This window comes from Gimesia aquarii (assembly GCF_007748175.1).
GTDB lineage: Bacteria > Planctomycetota > Planctomycetia > Planctomycetales > Planctomycetaceae > Gimesia > Gimesia aquarii_A.
The window spans coordinates 3,019,323-3,043,262 of record NZ_CP037422.1; the positions used below are offsets into that span (position 1 = coordinate 3,019,323).

The window sequence follows — 23,940 nt, forward strand, 5'->3', positions numbered from 1 at the left end:
TTCTGTATAGATCTTCCATATCTTGCAAGGTATTCTCCTCCCAAGCCTGCCATCGAACATCGTTTCACAAACCCATATATCTATAAGGGTTTATGTGAATAGATGCTTCTTTTAGACATCTTTCTTTATTCAAATAACCACATTACCGGTCAAGTGCAGCGAATCTTAACGGAATATCAGGTTTGTGATCGCATTATAAGGAGTTAAACTGTGCTCATTTCCAACTGGCTAAGTGCTCTGGTCTCCACTATACAACGACGCCCACGCTATAATTCGCGCGCTCGCCGTGCCATTCGTAAACGTTGGCAAGCCATCCAGCAAAACTGCTTGTCGACCGTTGACCGCTTAGAAGAACGGACGCTATTGACGGCACAAATTATAGATGGCACATCAGCGGCGGATGATTTCCAACTCCAAATGAACGCTGATGGCGTGACTCTTGAAGTCTGGAACGATACGACGCTTGTGTTTTCGGACCTGTTGACTAATGTGACTGAACTCAGCATCAATGGTGGGGCTGGCGCTGATACATTCACAGTCGATCTCAGTAATGGTCTTCCTTTTCCAACAGGCAATATCAACTTTGACGGTGAAGCAGACGGCGGTTCAATCACTCTGGATACCGCTGGCTACGCCGGCTCTCTGACGACCGTCACACATACTCTCAACAGTGATACTTCAGGCAGTATTTCAATCGATGGCCAGATCATTAGCTACACGAACACCGCTTCATTGACCGACAATCTGGATACGACCAACCGCATCTTCGATTTCGCAGGCGCTGCTGAAACAGTCACACTCTCCGATCACGGGACCACCAATGATGGATACTCCAGCATTGATTCGACTTTGGGAGCCGCGGTCACGTTTGCAAATACGTCATCGGCAGTCACGGTCTTATCCAATACAGGCAGTGGTGCGGATACGATAAACGTACAAGGTCTCGACAGTCTTAACGCAAGCAGCCTCACCATTACCGGCGATGCAGACGATGATGTTAATTTCCAGACGAACAGTACGGTCATGGGATCCAACGATCTGACAGTCAACGCGCAAACCATTACTGTAAGCAGTGGCATTTCTTCGACAAGCGGTGCCGTTTCACTGACCGCCAGCCGGAACATTGCCCTGAATACCACCAGCAGTCTGACCACCGTCGATGGGGGGATTACTTTAGTCGCTAATTCAGGTGGCACAACAACCGGCACATTTATCGGAATCGATGCGAATAACGCAACCATTCAATCAACGGGATCTGGTAATGTCGCGTTCACGTCCATCAGTGGTGATGGTGATGGGATTTATTTATACGGCGGCACTTCTGTCACTTCGACCGCGACCGGAGTTTCAGCGGGCACCATTTCACTGAATGGAACGGGTGGAGGTGCAGCCAGTTATCAGCATGGAATACTCTTAATTGATGCTTCAATCAGCAGCGTCGATGGTGCCATTTCTCTAACTGGCCAGGGAGGCGGTGATGGCACAGCAATTAATAATAATGGCCTTTATCTGCACGACTCCAGCATCAGTTCGACCGGTACCGGCGTCAATGCCGCTACGATTACCCTGGATGGAACAGCCGGTAACGGAATCAGCATCAACCGTGGTATCCGGACTGCTCAGTTTTCCCTAACGAGCGTCGATGGTGATATCTCAATCACCGGCCAGGGCGCCGGTGATGTGACCGGGAGCAGTAATGAAGGGATAGTGTTTGGAGCACCAAACACTATTACTTCAACGGGTACTGCCGCCATTAGTATTCACGGTTTGGCAGGCGCCGGGCTAACCTACAATCAAGGCATTTCTGTGAGTTCGCAGAATGACATCAGTAGTGTTAACGCTGATATCATGATGATTTCAGATGGAGATCTCTTGTTTAGCACCAATAGCGATATCACGGCCACATCAGGAAATCTCCAGGTTACCGCCAATTACCTGAGTGCCAGCAATACAGGTAACATGACAATTAATGGGACCGCTGTACTTAGTACGGGCAGTGGTAACATCGACCTGGATGCGGCTGGCGACATCTCGTTAACAAGCCTGGTGGCAACGGGAACCGTCACTGTCGATTCCACTTCCGGATCCATTCTGGACAATGACGATACAAATATCGATATCGTTGCTGCGACGGCTGCTTTGACGGCCGCCGGTTCAATTGGTACGGTCGCCAACCCACTGACCACACAGATGGATGCTCACACTGCGGTATCAGGAACCAGCGATGTAAATATCAATAACCGTGAGCTGTTTTCGATCAGCGATACCACGGCCAATGAAGATGGTACCTTCACCTTTACGGTCAGCATCAATCATGCCACTGATCAGAATGTGACGGTCCTCGCCAGTACCGCTTATGGCACAGCGGGCGCGAGTGACCTTACCGCGATCAGCAACCAACTGATGACCATTGCCGCAGGACAAACCTCGACTACCGTTACCGTCAGTGTCACCAACGACAATGTGCTTGAAAACGATGAGACGTTTACCGTCGTACTCTCAGATCCTAAATACAATGGAGCGACTAACGCTGCGAGAATTGCCATTGGCGACGGAACGGCTACAGGAACGATCTTGAATGAGGATTCGATCAAAATCATCGATGACGGGGACGTTGGTTTTAGTATTTCCGGACCGGACTGGGTCCACTATAACTGGTCTGGATATTATCAGAACGATGCTTACTATATTCTCGATGGTGGTAGCGCAGCAACGGGAGCGAATACTGCAAGCTGGGCTTTCTCAGACTTGCCTGCCGGTACCTATCGACTGTCAACTCACTGGCTTCAAGGCGTCGATCGTGCGGACAATGTTCCGTATTCTGTATCTGGAATTGTGGGAGGAACAGTCAATGGTACGTTTGACATGATCACCTTGAATGCCGACGTTACTGACGACGGTGTGGGTTGGGAAGACCTTGGTTATTTTGAAGTCGCACAAGATGGAACGCTGACTGTTTCAATCAGTGACAATTTAGTCAACGGTACGATCTATGCGTCGGCCATGAGACTTGAGAAAGTTAAAAGCACGCTTTCAATCAATGATGTCAGTATCAGTGAAGATGCAGGGACTGCCACATTTACTGTGACCCTGTCTGAAGCAGTTCTGGGAGGGGTGAGCGTTGACTGGTCTACCGCCAATGGGACCGCGACCGCAGGCGCTGACTATACAGCAGGTTCAGGAACTCTGAATTTCACAGGAACTGCCGGGGAATCTCAAACAATCACCATTACGCTCAATGATGATTTCATTGCAGAATCCGATGAAACATTTCTCGTCAATCTGAGTAATGTGGTGGCTAGTGAAACTGTTGGCCTGGTAGATCCGAGTGGAACCGGAACTATCATAGATGATGATCGTGTCACAATCGATGGCTCAGCAGCGGCTGATAATTTCCAGCTGCAAATGAACGCCGATGGTCTGACTTTGGAAGTGTTAAATAATTCCACACTCGTTTACTCGGGCTTGCTGGCTGAGATTGCCGAACTCAACATCAACGGCGGTGCAGGCGCTGATACATTTACAGTCGATCTCAGTAACGGTCTTCCTTTTCCAACAGGCAATATCAACTTTGACGGCGAAACAGACGGCGGTACCCTCGTGCTGGATACCGCTGGCTACACCGGCTCTCTGACGACTGTGACACATACTCTTAACAGTGATACTTCAGGCAGTATTTCCATTGACGGGCAGATCATTAACTACACGAACACCGCTTCGCTGACCGACGACCTGGCTACCACCAATCGCATCTTCGATTTCGCAGGCGCTGCTGAAACAGTCACACTCTCAGATCACGGGACCAGTAACGATGGATTTTCCAACATTGATTCGACTCTGGGAGCCGCAGTCACGTTTGCAAATACGTCATCAGCTGTCACAGTATTAACCAACTCAGGCAATGGGGCGGATACAATCAACGTACAAGGTCTTGACAGCCTGAATGCAAGCAGCCTTACCATTACTGGTGATGCAGATGATGATGTCAACTTCCAGACGAACAGTACGGTCATGGGAGCCAATGATCTGACGGTTAACGCGCAAACCATCACCGTGAGCAGTGGCATTTCTTCGACAAGCGGTGCTGTTTCGCTGACCGCCAGCCGGAACATTGCCCTGACTACTACCAGCAGCCTGACCACCGTCGATGGTGGGATTACCTTACTGGCCAATGATGGAGGTTTAACAACGGGTGACTTCATTGGTATTGATGCCGATAACGCTACGATTCAATCAACGGGTACAGGCAATATCTCGTTAACGGGCTTTGGAGGAAATTCAGACGATGATTATGGAATTTATCTGAAATCAAGTAATCTCTTAAGCACCAGCACCAATGTGAATGCAGGCACGATTACCCTCAATGGTACCGGCGGAACTGGCACAGCAAGTAATCTGGGAATCTTTCTTAATACGAATTCAATAATCTCCAGTGTCATGGGTGGTATCCAATTAACTGGACAAGGGACAGATGGAACTGGTGCAGGAAATGTTGGCGTCATGGTTTTTAATGGTAGCGAAATTAGTTCCACAGGTACCGGAATCAATGCCGCTACCATCTCGATTGACGGCACAGGAGGAGCAAGTAATTTCCTCGGTCACGGTGTAAAATTCCATTCAAATGCAGCCTCAGAACCAGCCAAAGTCACCAGTATTGATGGTAATATTTCGATTACTGGTCAAGGCTATAATGGGGCTGGCACAAATCATTTTGGAGTTGAGTTGATCAATACTGTTATTTCATCTTTGGGAACAGGAATCAATGCAGCAACCGTCACAATCAATGGAACAGGTGGAAATGCAGCAGGTGAAAGAAACTATGGTGTAACGCTTTGGTCGACTACTTTAACGCATGATCTAATTACTAGTGTTGACGGAAATATCATAGTCACCGGACAAGGTGGTGCTGGTGCTGGTGGTAATCATTTTGGTGTCTTGACAACAAATGGCAAAATTTCTTCAACAGGAACAGGAGTCGATGCTGCCACCATCACAATCAATGGTGACGGTGGGACAGGTGGAGCAACCAATTACGGTACTTTCCTATTTGCCACAGATGTGAAAAGTCAATCAGGTGATATCACTATTATAGTAGAAGATGATGTTGTCCTTGGAGGGAACAGGTCAATCAATACAAGCTCAGGTGATGTGACTGTTACTGCTGACAATAGTGTGGGTAATAATGGTGGATTTCTTTTCATTTACGACGATACCTGGATTAACGCCGGCACAGGAAATATTGATTTAAATGCAGATGGAGATATTCATTTAACCAGTTTGATTTCCTCGGGAACGGTCACCGTTGATTCTACCTCCGGCTCCATTCTGGATAATGGCGACGAAAGATCCGATATCTTTGCGACTACGGCAATCTTGAATGCCTTGAACTCAGTGGGAACGGTTGGCAATCCACTGGAAGCGAACGTAGTGAATCTATCCGGCACGGGAACGAATGGCGGTTTCCACGTCAACAACTCAGTTTATAAGCGAATCATTGACGATGGCGACACCGGTTTCTCAATCAGTCCGAGTGGGTGGACTTATCTGACACAGAATATTTACTACAGTGATGATTCTTATTATATGTCATCAGGTGCGAATCCGGGAGTGACTGCCAGTTGGGAATTTACAGATCTTATTGCCGGTACTTATCGAATTTCAGGACAGTGGTATGCCGATGCCAATCGGGCCACAAATACAGAAGTGACTGTATCCGGAATTGTCGGTGGTAATGTTGTGCAAACCATCGATCAGCAGTCCCTGCGGGCTGACGTCACAGATAACGGATTTGACTGGCAGGACCTGGGCTTCTTCACGGTCGACGCCATTGGATCTATTACGGTGACGATGGCTAACGAACTGGCTGATGGTTATGTGATTGCTGATGCCATGCGACTCGAAAAAGTTGACAGCGCTTTGTCTATCAGTGATGTCAGCATTAATGAAGATGAGGGAACTGCAACATTTACCGTCACTTCCAGTCTGGCTACAGGCTCAGCTTTTTCTGTCGACTTTGCCACCGCCGATGGCACGGCAACCGCAGGCTCTGATTATACCACTACCAACGGCACTTTGAATTTTGTGGGAACTGCAGGTGAAACACAAACGATTACAGTGGAACTCAGTGACGACAATACTGTAGAACTTGACGAGAATTTCTTTGTCAATTTATCGAATGTTCAAGCGACTGGCTTAAATATTGCTTTGACAGACTCTCAGGCAACAGGCACAATTTTCAACAATGACACCACGGTTATTTCATTACAAAATACCAACGTTTCACAATTGGAAGGTGATGGCGGGACCACACAATTCGATTTTGTGGTCAATATTTCCAATCCTTTAGACATAGACTTTCATTTCTGGTCCCGAGCTATTGATAACACAGCAACCGAGGCGGACGGAGATTTCACAGATCCACACATTGGTAACTGGTCCACAATCACCGCAGGGGCAACTTCCACTACTGTCTCTTATTCTGTCAATGGTGATACAAAGATTGAAGCTGATGAAATATTTAGCTACGCATTTCCTAATACGTTTTATAGTTCAATTTCACCACAAACAACTCTCTCAACTGCTTATTCTAACAACATAAGCTTTGAGGGAGGTGTAACAACACTGTGGGGCATTGGAACTATCATCAATGAAGATTATTTAAAAATCATCGATGATGGCGACGTCGGTTTCTCAATCGATCCGAGTGATTGGGTATACCATTCGGCGACTGGCCCTTATTACTACAGCGAAGACAGTTATTACGTAGCTCCGGGAGCAAATCCGGGAGTGACTGCCAGTTGGGAGTTTGATAATCTTCCTGCCGGCACCTATCGTATCTCAGGGTTCTGGCAAACCGATCCTAGCCGAGCTACGAATGCACAGTATACGGTATCCGGAATTGAAGGAGGATCGGTTACACAAACAATCAATCAACAAAACTTGACAGCCGACGTGAACGACAGCGGATTTGACTGGCAGGACCTGGGCTTCTTCACAGTCGACGCCAATGGTACCATCAACGTTACTGTGTCCAATGATCTCGCTGATGGCCATGTAATGGCTGATGCCATGCGACTCGAAAAAGTTGACGGCATTTTGTCTATCAACGATATCAGCATTGATGAAGATGCGGGAACTGCAACATTCACTGTCACTTCCAGTCTGGCTACAGGGACGGCATTTTCTGTCGACTATACCACCGCTGATGGCACGGCAACCGCCGGTTCCGACTATACCGCTACCAACGGCACTTTGAATTTTGTGGGAACTGCAGGTGAAACTCAGACCGTCACTGTTGTCATCAATAATGATCCTACCCAGGAGTCAGATGAAAACTTTCTGGTCAATTTGTCAAACGTACAAGCTGGTGGTCTGAATGTTGTCTTGGCAAACTCGCAGGGAATAGGAACGATCGTCAATGAAGATTATTTAAAAATCATCGATGATGGGGATACCGGTTTCTCAATCGATCCGAGTGATTGGGTATACCATTCGGCGACTGGCCCTTATTACTATAGCGAAGACAGTTATTACGTAGCTCCGGGAGCAAATCCGGGAGTGACTGCCAGCTGGGAGTTTGATAATCTTCCTGCCGGCACCTATCGTATCTCAGGGTTCTGGCAAACCGATCCTAGCCGAGCTACGAATGCACAGTATACGGTATCCGGAATTGAAGGAGGATCGGTTACACAAACAATCAATCAACAAAACTTGACAGCCGACGTGAACGACAGCGGATTTGACTGGCAGGACCTGGGCTTCTTCACAGTCGACGCCAATGGTACCATCAACGTTACTGTGTCCAATGATCTCGCTGATGGCCATGTAATGGCTGATGCCATGCGACTCGAAAAAGTTGACGGCATTTTGTCTATCAACGATATCAGCATTGATGAAGATGCGGGAACTGCAACATTCACCGTCACTTCCAGTCTGGCTACAGGGACGGCATTTTCTGTCGACTATACCACCGCTGATGGCACGGCAACCGCCGGTTCCGACTATACCGCTACCAACGGCACTTTGAATTTTGTGGGAACTGCAGGTGAAACTCAGACCGTCACTGTTGTCATCAATAATGATCCTACCCAGGAGTCAGATGAAAACTTCCTGGTCAATTTGTCAAACGTACAAGCTGGTGGACTGAATGTTGTCCTGGCAGACTCGCAGGGAATAGGAACGATCGTCAACGAAGATTATTTAAAAATCATTGACGATGGGGATACCGGTTTTTCAATCAGTCCGAGTGGGTGGACCTATCTGACGCAGAATATTTATTACAGTGATGATACTTATTATATGTCACCGGGTGCGAATCCGGGAGTGACCGCCAATTGGGAATTTACAGATCTTATTGCCGGTACTTATCGAATTTCAGGACAGTGGTATGCCGATGCCAGTCGGGCCACAAATACAGAAGTGACTGTTTCTGGAATTGTCGGTGGTGATGTCGTGCAAACCATCGACCAGCAGTCCCTGCGGGCCGACGTCACAGATAACGGATTTGACTGGCAGGACCTGGGCTTCTTCACGGTCGACGCCAATGGATCTATTACGGTGACGATGGCTAACGAACTGGCTGATGGTTATGTGATTGCTGATGCCATGCGACTCGAAAAAGTTGACAGCGCTTTGTCTATCAGTGATGTCAGCATTAATGAAGATGAGGGAACTGCAACATTTACTGTCACTTCCAGTCTGGCTACAGGCTCAGCTTTTTCTGTCGACTTTTCCACCGCCGATGGCACGGCAACCGCAGGCTCCGACTATACCGCTACCAACGGCACTTTGAATTTTGTGGGAACTGCAGGTGAAACTCAGACCGTCACTGTTGTCATCAATAATGATCCTACCCAGGAGTCAGATGAAAACTTCCTGGTCAATTTGTCAAACGTACAAGCTGGTGGACTGAATGTTGTCCTGGCAGACTCGCAGGGAATAGGAACGATCGTCAACGAAGATTATTTAAAAATCATTGACGATGGGGATACCGGTTTTTCAATCAGTCCGAGTGGGTGGACCTATCTGACGCAGAATATTTATTACAGTGATGATACTTATTATATGTCACCGGGTGCGAATCCGGGAGTGACCGCTAGTTGGGAATTTACAGACCTTATTGCCGGTACCTATCGAATTTCAGGACAGTGGTATGCCGATGCCAGTCGGGCCACAAATACAGAAGTGACTGTTTCTGGAATTGTCGGTGGTGATGTCGTGCAAACCATCGACCAGCAGTCCCTGCGGGCCGACGTCACAGATAACGGATTTGACTGGCAGGATCTGGGCTTCTTCAAAATCGACACCAATGGATCTATTACGGTGACGATGGCCAATGAATTGGCTGATGGTTATGTGATTGCTGACGCTATGCGAATTGAAAAAGTCAATTCGATCCCTGTAGCAATTAATGAAAGCATTGCTGCCACAGAAGATGGCACCACAGTCACCACAAGCATACTAGCATCCGACCTGGACACCGAAGATGATCCCAATTCACTGACCTATAATTTCATCACACTTCCCACAGAAGGTTCAGTCACTTCCAACAATGATGGTACCTTCACCTTCGATCCGGAAACCGACTTCCAGGATCTGGCCACTGGGGAAACACGCCAGGTTACCTTCTCTTATACTGCCACTGATTCCCATAGTGCTGTCAGCAACACTGGAATCGTCACCGTCACCGTCACCGGCGTTAACGATGTGCCCACGGTCAGTGCTTTAAATACCACGACTACTGAAGATGATGTCAGTTTCAGTCTGGATCTGCTGACGGGAGCCAACGATCTCGATACCACGGACATCCTCGGCGTGAATGGTCTGACACTTGTCAGTGGAGACGCCTCCGGCATCACCGACAACGGAACCAGCCTCGGGATCGACCCGAATGCCTATACTGGGTTGGCCGCCGGTGAAATTGAAGTCATTACTTACACCTACAATGTCACGGATGGAAACGGTGGCAGCGTGCCGCAGACTGCCACAATCACAATCACCGGCGTTAACGACGTGCCCACGGTCAGTGCTTTAAACACCGAAGCCACCGAAGATGACGTCAGTTTCAGTCTGGATCTGCTGACGGGAGCCAACGATGTCGATACCACGGACATCCTCAGCATGAATGGTCTGACGCTTGTCAGTGGAGACGCCTCCGGCATCACTGACAATGGAACCAGCCTCGGAATCGATCCGAGTGCTTATCAGAGCTTGGCTGTCAATGAATCCGAAGTGATTGTCTATCACTATAACGTGATTGATAACAACGGGGGGAGCGTGGTCCAGACTGCCACGATCACAATCACCGGTGTCAACGATGCCCCCGCAGTGGGTGTGGCCGTGAATTCTGAATTCACCGAAGATGATGTCAGTTTCAGCCTGGATCTGCTGACGGGAGCCAACGATCTCGATACAACGGACATCCTCGGCGTGAATGGTCTGACACTTGTCAGTGGAGACGCCTCCGGCATCACTGACAACGGAACCAGCCTCGGGATCGACCCGAATGCCTATACTGGGTTGGCCGCCGGTGAAATCGAAATCATCACTTACACCTACAATGTCACGGATGGAAACGGCGGCAGCGTGCCGCAGACTGTCACAATCACCATCACCGGCGTTAACGACGTGCCCACGGTCAGTGCTTTAAACACCGCAGCCACCGAAGATGACGTCAGTTTCAGTCTGGATCTGCTGACGGGAGCCAACGATGTCGATACCACGGACATCCTCGGCGTGAATGGTCTGACACTTGTCAGTGGAGACGCCTCCGGCATCACCGACAACGGAACCAGCCTCGGGATCGACCCGAGTGCTTATCAGAGCTTGGCTGCCAATGAATCCGAAGTGATTGTCTATCACTATAACGTGATTGATAACAACGGGGGGAGTGTGGCCCAGACTGCCACAATCACAATCACCGGTGTCAACGATGCGCCCACAGTGGGTGTGGCCGTGAATTCTGAATTCACCGAAGATGCTGTCAGTTTCAGTCTGGATCTGCTGACAGGAGCCAACGATCTCGATACCACGGACATCCTCGGCGTGAATGGTCTGACACTTGTCAGTGGAGACGCCTCCGGCATCACTGACAACGGAACCAGCCTCGGAATCGATCCGAGTGCCTATACTGGGTTGGCCGCCGGTGAAATCGAAGTCATTACTTACACCTACAATGTCACGGATGGAAACGGCGGCAGCGTGCCGCAGACTGTCACGATCACAATCACCGGCGTTAACGACGTGCCCACGGTCAGTGCTTTAAACACCGCAGCCACTGAAGATGACGTCAGTTTCAGTCTGGATCTGCTGACGGGAGCCAACGATCTCGATACCACGGACATCCTCGGCGTGAATGGTCTGACACTTGTCAGTGGAGACGCCTCCGGCATCACCGACAACGGAACCAGCCTCGGAATCGACCCGAATGCCTATACTGGGTTGGCCGCCGATGAAATCGAAGTCATTACTTACACCTACAATGTCACGGATGGAAACGGCGGCAGCGTCCCGCAGACTGCCACGATCACCATCACCGGCGTTAACGATGCGCCAATTGCGATCGACGATTTCTTCGAAACTGATGAAACGACCGTACTCAGCACAGAAAATGTGCTTAATGCCAATCCCACAACGATTGACAGTGATGCCGAAGGTCAGGTGCTGACTGTCATTGCCGTTGATGGGGGGACCATAGGAACACAATTCTCCCTTAGTTCCGGCGCTTTGTTAACCCTTAATTCTACTGGTAACTTCAGCTATGATCCGAACGGTCAGTTTGATTCACTTGCTGCAGGTGAAACCACTATCGACACCTTCGATTATACCATCGACGACGGCGATGGGGGTACAGATATGGCCACCGCAACGATTACAATAACAGGCTCCAATGCAACACTAAGCATCAGTGATACCACCGTCAATGAAACTGACGGAACAGTAGGGATAACTCTAACTCTGGATAAAGCCGTAGTCGAAGGATTCTCAGTTGATTGGAGTACTTCTGATGATACAGCCATTGACGGAATCGACTATATTTCAGCAATAGGAACTCTAAACTTTGCAGGAAATGCTGGGGAAACTCAGACAATTACTATCAATTTATTACAAGATAGTACTGTCGAAATAACAGAACAGTTTTTCATTCACTTAGATAACGCGTTAACGGCGAGCCCACATGTCTCGATCCCAGACGACCTCGGAATTGCAACAATCACCGAGATTAATCAACCACCTCAAGTAGCCTCACTTGGATTGGCTAATGACACTGGAATTCAAGGAGACCTAATTACATCCAATGCTTTGATAACCGGAGTTTTGACTGATTCCGATCAGTCTAACAGCACTTATGAAATTCAAGTCGACACAGATGATGATGGTATTGCAAACCTTTCGTTCAACAATGAATCAGAATTCTTTGAGGCTGATCTGCAAAGCTATCTCACAAATGGCTCTGTAACGATTCAAGTACGGATTGGAGAATGGGACACACAGAGTGCATCCAATATTTATGGAGATTGGACTTCATTCACTTTCACGTATAACTCAACCCCTGCTGCAGGAACCCCCTTAATCTCGGGCTTGTCGCTTGAAAATGACACAGACGTTGATGGTGATTTAATTACTTCCGATGCCTCTATCTCAGGTATGATTACTGACGATGGAACTAACGACGAATACTTTTTACACATTGATCTCGACAATGACGGTTTCTCTGATATCTCCGTGCAACAAGGTCCGAACCAGCAATTTACTTATGATCTGGGAGATGATATCGAAGCAGGCGAACACACCATCCAAGTACGAGCCTTAGGCTTCATAACGGGTGATGATGGATACATTTTCGGTGATTGGTCCACAATTACTTTTACTTATAATCCAGTAACTGATGTAGCCATTCCCGTTATTACTGGCTTATCGCTTGAAAATGACACAGACATTGATGGGGACTTGATTACTTCTGATGCCACTATCAAAGGTATGATTACCGATGATGGAACCAACAGCGAATATACCCTGCAAATCGACCTCGACAATGACGGTTTCTCTGATTTCTCCGTAGCACAAGGTTCGAACCAGCAGTTTACTTATGACTTGGGTAATGATCTTGAAGCGGGTGAACACACCATCCAAGTTCGTGCTTTAGGTTTAAATTCGACAGAAAATGAATACATTTCTGGTGAATGGTCTACAATCACATTTACTTACAATCCCCCCTTGGTCGTTAACGCCGTTATTGATTCACTGGAATTGGATACAGATTCAGGAACGAATGATGATCAGATTACTGTTTACTCATCATTCACAGGAGAAGTTACCACCACCGAAGATTTTTCAAACTTCACTGTCCAACTTGATTTTGAGAATGACGGTATTGTTGATAGCACAACCACTCTGGATCTGACAGGACAATTCACTGTTGACCCTTCAGCATCGATTTCCAGTGGAAATGTCACTGTTGCCGCACGACTTGTTGATAATACCACAGGAGCAATCGGTGATTGGACAACACTCTCTTTTGAATTAATTACCTTGCCGGCATACACATTATCTGACGAATCGGTTTCCATTTCTCAGGATACTGTTAGCGACATCGATATCTTGACTAACGCCAGCTATCGGGATCACGTCTCTGTCGCGATCACTTCTGCACCGGTAAATGGCACAATAACTACACTAACCAATGAAGATCTCACAAGGACATTTTCTTATACACCAGATGAAAACTATACAGGAACAGATACGTTTACCTATTCAGTAACAGACATCCTTGGAAATACCACAACAGCCACAGTCACGCTAACCATGTTTGCTAATGCAGCACCTACTGCAGAAGATGACACAATAGAGACTTATGAAACAGAACCTGTCACTATTAATGTCCTCACTAATGATTCAGACATAGACACAGACACATTCACCTTGATTTCGGTCGATGAACCACTATTTGGAACAATTGAAGTCAATCCTGCAGGATCTGATCCTGGTACGATCATCTACACTCCAAACACAAACTTTGTGGGTAATGAATCCCTTAAATATACGATCGAAGATGAACATGGCAGAACGACTACGGCAACTTTGACTATCAGTGTGGTTGATCGACCTGCACCAGAGCTAACCGGACTAGCTCTGTATAATGACACAGAGTTCAGCAACGATTTGCTGACTGAAGATGCCAGGGTAACGGGTCAAGTCTCTTCAACGCGTGGAGTTGAATTTGTTCGCATTCAGTTTGATTTCGATGGCGACCTTGAATTCGATCAGACAACGGATCTTAATATCGCCGCGATTAATGAGTTCCGTTATGACGTCGGTCTAGATGTTCCCTATGGGGACGTCAGCTTGTATGCCCGTGCCGTAGAAGTAGATGAAAATGGCAATGTGATTGAGACCGGTGATTGGAACTATCTCTCCTTTGTCTATGTCGAAAACCATGATCCACTTGTTGATCCTGAAGAAATTGATCCCAATGCAGATCTTGTTACCAATTTTGTTGCAGACATCGTAACAACGGCTCTCGTCCGTCTTACAGGACAGGCAGCAAATACGAATGGTGGCGATGAGCCAGTGGTGGAATTTGACCTGAATCAGGACAACGAGGTAGATGCCACTACGACAGTCACAGCAGGAGCTTTCAGTCAGGATTTTACCACAGAAATTGGTTATGGAGAGATCACAATCCTGGCCCGCACGAAAGACTGGGATACTGTCAATCTGGAATTTATTTATAGCGACTGGACTGAACTCACAATTACGCGTGATGCCCCAGTGAACGCTGTTCCTGTCATCACCCAGGTAGGTCTGGTGGAAGATACAGATATCGATGGTGACGGCATCACTTCAAATTCATCACTGACAGGAACTGTCACCAATTCTGATGGTACCGCAAACAATCTCATCGTTGAATATGATCTTGACGGGGATCAGGTACTGGACGGTTTTGTTTATACAGCAGCCACAGGCACAGCCAGCTTTACGATGGACTTCCTTTCAGACCAAATACCGGAAGGTGAAAATACCATTTCCGTTCGTGCCAGAGAATGGGATGCCAACATTGAGGATTACGTTTACAGCACCTGGTCCTCAGTAACATTTACATATGAACCGATTGTCGAAATTCTTCCCGGTTTTGATACGATCGCATTAGTCAATGACACGGACACGCCTGACGACAAAATCACAACCGACCCGCGTATCTCTGCGATCGTTGTAGGAGATCTAAGCGATTACGAAGAAAAGGCCGTTTTATTTGACATTGATCAGGATGGAATCGCCGATGGCCGTATCGATTCAATAGATGCAGTTACCGGTGAAGCAATCATTGACCTCACCGATTATGTAAATGGATCAGGTGAGTATGTCGTTTCATTGCAAGTTTGGGGGTGGGATGACGACACAACATCGGGATACGTCGGTGAGTGGTCAGACTTCACATTTACTTATGAGGCTTCGGTACCAGGCCCTCCACAAGTAACAAATCTGGAACTGGCCAATGATACTGACACTCCAGCAGATAATATCACCAGCGACCCGACTCTCATTGGAACGGTGTCCTATTATGACACCGACCTGCTGGACGGCATGCTCATTGAATATGACCTGGACGGTGATGGATTGTTTGATGGGTCGGCTGTTACCACTGAGGGTGAAAATGGAAATTTCGAACTTGATCTGTCTGGCCATGATTTGGAAAGTGGCAGTTTGACGATTGCTGTCAGAGCGGGTGTCTGGGACTTAGGACTTCTTGATTTTGAATACGGTGACTGGTCCTCGATCACCTTTACTTATGAGGATCCAAACGGGATTGATGAACTTCCTCAGGTTACTTCACTCGCTCTGGTGAACGATACCGGAACACCGGGGGATGGTATCACCAGCAGCACCTTCATTTCTGGGGTTGTCACCGATGCAGACACGGATCTCAGCGCTATTCCTATCGAATTTGATGTCAATGGTGACGGCATTGCTGAAGGCACAACTTATACCGATGTCACCGGGAGCGGTGAATTTTTATTCGATGCTGGCCCCTATTTAAATGGTGAAACCACATATACAGTTCAGGTTCGCGCTGCCCAATGGAGTGATTCAAAAGCCGAATATGATTTTGGTAGCTGGGCCTCATTGACGTTTACCTATGAGACAGAAGTTCTGGAAGAACTAGACGGAAGTGAAGACTCCGGACAGGTAGATCAAGGACCATTCACTCCTGCAGAACAGGCACATGCAAAATTCTATACTGATTCACTCGAACAACCATTTACAGCAGAAACAGAATCTTCCGAGAATGCAGGCGTCTACCGGCCTGAATATGATGAAGCAGGGGATCTCATCATTGACGCCAGCTTCTTAGTAACAATTGGTGTCGTCAATACAAATGACTCAACACCATTTACAGATACCGATACCACAACCGACGTCGATGGCAACATCACTGAAGTGATTACAGACACATTGACGACTGTTGTGGTCGTAGGAACGGAATCTGTTGATGGTGAATGGTATTGGCGAAAGATCGTAACCACGACTTATACCATTGAAACAAATTATACGGCCATAGACGGGTCAGGTTACGAACTTGAACAGACTGGAACTTATGGCTATACCATCGAAGCCTATGGCTATAACGGCAACGCAACTTATCAAGTCCATGAATACCGTACCGATGAGTTCAGAAATGATCAGTGGACGGCGGCAGCCCCACTAACGATTTACACCAACGTAGGCTCTCAAGGATATCAAACGGATGGTAGTGGTTACAAAAAAGCGAATCAGGATGACTTGATTAAATCAGGCAGCACCTTTGTGGAAACACAACTGATTGCAGAAAGTCTGTTTACAACCGGTAATTTGGCTGCTCCAGTTGTTTCAGATGTTGATTACACAAATGCCGATATTGGCACACAGACCACAAGCAGCTTTACTGTTTCTGGTTCGACAGGCGTTGGTATTGATGTGGTAGATCCTGAAACAGATATCGTAGATGACGGCCAGTGGAGCCGTGACAATTCCGTTTCTTCAGTAACCGATTCCAACGGCGATACTACAACGACAACTACATTCGGCTACTCCAACTCGATCATCACACCGATTTCCGAATCCGTCAGCACCAATACAACGACCCAAAACTCTGCGACAACATCAACAACGATCAATCATAGCTCCAGTCTGACTGGAACGAAGACGGAAACCTATTCCACCAGTGGTTCACGTACGACATATGATGATGGAACGTATTCTTCCTCCGTCTCACAATCAACGACAACAAACATCAACGACACCTATACACTCAGTTATACCAAAACAGTGAATCTCACGGATAACACAACTCCCGGAGATTCGATTACTTCGACCTCAACTTCAACCAATAACATTAATCGCACGCGAAATTATACCTATACTGTCAGCACATTAACCAATAGGGATACCGCTGGAAACACGTCGGTTTCAGGAACAATTAGCGGAGCCAGTTCCACGAACTACACATCTTCCAATACCAGTAACTCAAACTCCAGCGGGACCAGCGCACAAGGAGATGTCACACTTTCCTTCATGACGAATGCATCCTCGATGGCATCAGAAAGTGGTTCCCAGACCATTAATCTCAGTGGTACATTTAGTTCTGGCTATGCTAATGCGTCGACCACGAAAACAATTTATGAATATAGTCAAGGTAGTACCAACAGTTCCAATTCGGCATCCAGTTCGCGCAGCACTCCGACTACAACTGGAAAAAGCAGTTCTTCCAATTCGAGCAATAGCACATACGACTCGAGAATCAATGTCACCGAATCCACTGTCGGTGGGGTGACTTCCACCAACGGTTCGGTTTACAGTCAAAGCCTGGGAGGGGGAATAAACAAACACGACCATACTGTTACTACAAACATCGTAACTCCCACGTCTTCCAGTTCCAGTTTTTCTTACGACAATGGATCCAGCACATTCTCAACCAGGTCCAGTGCTAATGGTTCCATCATCAATGGCGTGCTCGACATCACCATCAGCACCAGTTACAAAGTACCCCTTGGTGAAGGTAAATTCGCCCGCGGTGGCAATAGTAGTTTCAGTTCCAATGTGACTGATAACTCAACGGCAAACAGGACGATCACGACGTTTTCCAGTGGCTCAACCAGTAACAGCACGACCGGCAAATTCAATATCGATAACACCACGAACACCCATACCGTAGGTGGAAACAGTACCACGACGGGAACGAACTCCTATGACGAACAAGGTAAGACGAAAAGCAGCAGTAGCTCAAGTTCTCTGGTCACTGTCGTCGACACGACATCGGCTGGTACAACTTCCAACTTTTCTCAAAACAATTCTTCCAGCAGCAGTGGAAAAGGTCAGTATTCTTCAAGTGTCAGCTCCAATACTGGTAACGGAGGCACCACTTCCACAACCAATCATTTTGAATCCAGTGGTAGCGGTAATTCTTCTACCTCAAGTGTAACTTCCACTCTCTCTGTAACCGGAAGTCTGCAAAATGGTGATGGCAGCAGCTATCAAGGTACTGTAGATCAATCAACAGTCGAGGACATGATCAATGGCACCGGATCTCTCCAGGGAAGTGGTCACGATAGCGGAAACGGGGTCAGCAGCTTTGCCTTAAGCACATCAACCCAGACCATTCAAACAAGTTCGTTCTCTAAATACGACAACGAATCCACCATCACAGACGGGGCTGGTACATTCCGCGATGATAATTCCTTGAATACCACCACGCTCACGCAGAGTTCTGCCGCCAGCACCTCAACATCAAGTTCTTCGCCACAAACAGGATTAACCAAGTCAAGTACCAGTAGTAGAACAAATTCATCCGCATCACTCTTGATGGAATATTCAAGTTCGAATGGTTCTGGAACCTACTACGCCGATGGTTCTGTCGCTTCGTTAACAACTTCCAAATACGACAGTGTCGAAAACTTTACTTCCAATGAATCTTCAGATTCATCACAGCTTGTTAATTTGACGGATGTGAATGGTGTCAGCGGACATCGTTCCTCAATCAAATCTTCCTCAGTTGAGACAACTGGCCTGGCGGAAGAACATGTCAGTTCAAGCGACCAAAAATTTGCCGATGGGACTTCTGCTTTACAAACGGGAGCTTCAGGAAAATCAGCAATCACATCGGTCACAAACAGCTCTGATCATTCGGAAGCTAATACCACTGATACCAGCAAAGCAAACCTGACCTTGACGGTTGTTTCACACAACTACTCAGACGTGACTGACAATACGAAGAGTATTAATTCTGCTCACCAGAGCAGCCGTGGAATATTGGGCAATACAAGCTGGAGCACCGAAACTTACACAGCCAGTGGGCAGACTTCGTTTGATAACTCTTCGGTACTCACTGCAACCAAAGATGCCAACAACTACGAGCAGAAGACCACGACCAGTGAAGGAATGGGAACGACTTCAGAGGGGGGCAGTAGCTCTAGCGAATCCTTTGCCGATGGGACTTCTACTGCCAATTCGTCTTATTACTCCAACACAAACGGAACCTCCGAAAGTACAGATATCAAAATACAGAATGCCAAGGTCACAAATACCAGTAACGGCATCACCACACAGGGTACATCACATGTGCATGATGAATATAACACGAATAATGTTGTTACCGGTTCGAGTCTAACCATCAATAGCTCCACACCCGTCAATGGTATCGAAACAGTGACCGTATTTTCGAGCTCCTGGTCTTCGGGAGAAGATGATTGGGATTATTCGAGTGTTTCCGACAGCTCTCAATCGGGAACTGCTACGAGCCCCACTGACCCCAACGCCAGCACTACAATTAACTCTTCCAAGTCCCATAAATCGCTAACGAGGAATGGAGGGGGGACTTTTAATGAGTCCTCTTCCAGTACCACAACGACTCAGGGAACAACTTCTACCACATCCAGTTCCAGCAGCAGTTCCAGTTCCTACGAAAATAAGACTGTTCAAGATGATAATTCTAATTCGAAAACAACGACGTTGACCAGCCAGGGAACGAAGAACATCAAAATCATCAATTCAAATAACAATAAAAATTACTCTGAAATCAAAGAGAACATGACCACGTATTCCCAATCAGATACTGACATTAACGGGAATACCACATCCTCAACCGGAACCACTGGCAAGGACCCTTCGAGTACAGATGAAACATCAGAAGATATCGGCAATGGCGGTACCATCATTTTCTCCGGACCGGTTGCTGAAATCTCAGGTTTCTCGAAATGGAGTTCGACAGACAACAGTCGAACAGAAATCGATGGTGCACTCTCAATCATTGAAAAAACCACAGAAGTCGTGGGATCATCAAATTTCAAAGCCTTAGTCAGCACACAAACTGATACTGACTCCGCGGGGAACACAACGGACTCCGGAACGGCGTTCTCAAAATCACATAAGAATGAAAAGACCACCGTTACCCAGGAAAGCGAGACCAAACAGAAGAAGGCGCAGTGGAGTCAATCCAACAAAGCATTTTTGGATCGAGTGGAAAAACGGAAATCCGTTGACATGGACCATGACATCACGGATGGTTTTGCCGTTCTTGAATTTGATACCAACGGCAATGAAGTCTGGTCCGGTCAAAAAACAAGTGATACGACCGATTATCATGAAAAGTACAAAAAGACAAGTTTGAACACACCCAATACGGATCCGTATGAAGAAGATACCAACGGTAACGGAGTGAACGAAAAACATACAATCTCCGTCAGCACATCAACAGAAGAGAAGTCCAAAGAGACGATCAAGAACAAAACTTCGTCGACATTGAACAGTAATGGGGAGTACGCAAGTCCGGAAGACCAGTCTTATAATGGTGATCCGAGCACAGTCACTTATAAACATGAAGCTTCTTCTATATCAACAGTGAAAAACACTCATAAGTGGGAAGAGGAAGTAGACTCGGGTAACTTAATCACAAAGACAATTGTAATTACAACGAATACGGTCCCGTCAGCAGGTCATACATATAAGCACGAGATCTATGACTCAGGAGAATTCGACAAAATAGAAAAAACAACTACCTCTGGATCTGAATCGACAAACTCGACGTTTATTGAGAAAACGGTAAAGTCTTCTGGCAGAGTAGACACCGAGACAACGACCAGCAGTAGTAAATCGTCACACAAAGATGTTAGAACAACGAAAGGTGTTTCAAATGGTTCGGGTGGAAACACGGTTACAACATCAATCAAGTTTGAACATGTCTCCGAAACAAAAAGCGGCCTCGAAATAGATATCGTGGTACCAGAAGTCACGTCTTCTTACCCAATTGATATTAACAAAGACGGATCGATCGTTACTGGTACATACGAGGAAAAATACTCTGGTTATGATTATTTCTCAAAAGAAACAACGAATACGACAAAGAACGAACAAAGCTGGGATGAAGCAACCCAAACAGTCAACGGGACAAATACAAAAAAATCGAATACCAAATTAGAGTCGGCTACTGAGAGAACAAACACAACTGACATAGTCGCTCCTGGAATGAGTTTCAGCGCCTCTGAAGTTTACACTGCTGAAAGAAAAAGTACCTACGATGCAACCGCCACTCAAACTTATTCAATTGCCCCTGGAGATGTACTTTCAACCAGTTCAATTACAGGGACTGCTACAGTCAACATCTATGGTTCATATTTTGATGAGGGGCATACCACTGGAGATTCTTACTACTTGGAAATGGACTATACTGACCCAGAGAACCCAGTATCTGTCCAAGTACCCGTCTCTGCATACAGTTATGGAACTACAACGGTAGAAGTTTCTTTCACAGGTTCTTACGACGTAGTAAGTGAAAGCTTACAAAATCTCGGCACTCCCACTTCTACAATCAAGGACATCAGCACCGATTTCGATGAAGAATACGCTTACCTGATACCAAATTATTATACCTATAATACTGGAGCTGCTTTCTTTGAGGGATCCTATAATACCCTATCCCATTCACATCCGATCTGGATTTCAAATACTTATGATTTTGACACTCTCGAGACAACAGGAATGGGGGGCTATTCCACGTTTGCTGAGATCGAAGCACTGAACCCCTCATTCCTGGATGGACTACTGGCAGGACTCAACGAGAGCTTTACCAGCGCCCTCTTGCCTCCTGGCCTCGCTGGCATTCTGGCACTCTCGGGAGTTTCTGCCGAAGAGTTCTTAACCCAATTAGCAAATGATTATGAAGATGGTTCGCTGTTTGACCGTGGCCTGGGAGCCATCGATGGATTCCTGGATACGATCAACCCGTTTGACAGCCTCTTGAGTATTCCCGACATCGGACCTCTCTACGGTAACTTAGACGATTATCAAAGCGGCTATACAGTCGGAGCCGTAGCAGGTGTCGTCACCAGCATTGCCGTCGGGGCATTTGGACCTGGATTAGTGCAATGTGGTTCCTTGGCTCAGAAAGCACTCATCGCCTATGAAGTCGCCGACATCGCCGGTGGACTGGCAACAGCTGGACAATCCATCTCCAACGGAAACTTCGGCATGTCAGATGTGCTGGCCATCGGCGGTGCCGCACTCTCTGCCGGTGGACTGAAGAAAGCCTTCAGCCAGTGCTTCACAGAGGACATGTGCTTTGCGGAAGGCCCCGTCGAAGTGATCGATGCAGGCTGGTCCACCGAACTGACCACAAAAGAACTGCCCGGTTCGAAAGAAGAGGACCTTGGCTTTGTCTGGTTTATTGTCGGAATGACAATTACCGGTTTCGGCGTGATGCAAGTTCGGCGATTAAGACGCAAGTCACTCTTTGACTTCCAACCAGCCCACGCAAATCCACACGACCTCATTTTCAGTGATCATAAAGCGCTGGATGATATTCTCTACCAGCCGAAGGAGTCTGGTAATCCGAAGCAAGATGCCTTTTTCTCAATCCATCAACCGGCCCGAGAAAACACCGGCCTGGCTTCACCCTATTCGATGATCAAAGCCAAACAGGCAGACCATCAACCAGAAACGACATTCAATACCAATCCGACTCTGAAGAAAGCAGAAAACAAACTGAAACCAAAAGCCAGAAAAGCGAAACCAATGTCCTTCCTGATGCGACTGTTCGCAATTCTACTCTGCTTTTCGATCGGCGGGTTCTGCCTGTTCCAGTCGGACAGCAAACAACCGGCGATCGCGTCGATCGCTCAAAATGAGCAAGCAGCAACCCAGAATATACCGCCACTAAAACCGTCAGAATACAAACTCAAGTCGGTCGCCGATTATCAAGTCGGCGATACGATCATGGCCTTCAACCATGAAACGGGACAGCGGGAACAAAAAACCGTCACCCAGACCTTCAAACGACAAGTCGATCATCTCCGCATACTGGAAGTCGAAGGCGAGGATGGCACCACACAAACCATCAAAACTACAAACGAACACCCCTTCTGGTCCTCAGCAGCCAACGAATATGTCGAAGCCAAACACCTGAAGCCCGGCACTAAACTACAAGGTGCCAACGGCCACTTCATCACCGTCAAATCCACCCGCTACGAACCTCACCCCGAAGGCATTACCGTCTACAACGTTGAAGTCAAAGGCCCACATAACTACTTCGTAGCCGAAAATGGCTATCGCGGGCCACCGGTTTTAGCGCATAATACATGTGAACCTAAACCATTCGCAATAGGAGTAAAAGAACATCTCGATGATTTTACTAAACGTAATAATGCAACTAACTATAAGTCTTTTGCAGACCCAGATGATTGGAAAGCAGGTATAAAGGATAGATTTAGTGACAAAAATCAAAAGATACTTGTTAATCTTCAAGGGCCTGGAGGCGTAGAAATTAACGCTTGGGATTCGGTTACTAAGGTCGCATCTAACAGAGGCACACATACTGACTGGGAAATTTTTCAAATTTATTCGAATCCAGAAATGTGGGGGAGGGTTGAATGGTTTGTAGGTTTGATAAAAAGAAGTAATCCTTTTGAGTAGGAC

1 protein-coding gene is annotated in these 23,940 nt (G+C 47.1%); it reads left to right on the forward strand.

The features are described from left to right. Positions 1–210: 210 nt before the first annotated feature. Positions 211–23,937 carry a Calx-beta domain-containing protein gene (locus tag V202x_RS11670; RefSeq protein WP_145174638.1) on the forward strand — a complete coding sequence of 7,909 codons (23,727 nt, stop codon included), beginning with the start codon at positions 211–213 and terminating at the stop codon, positions 23,935–23,937. The last annotated feature ends 3 nt before the right edge of the window (positions 23,938–23,940 follow it).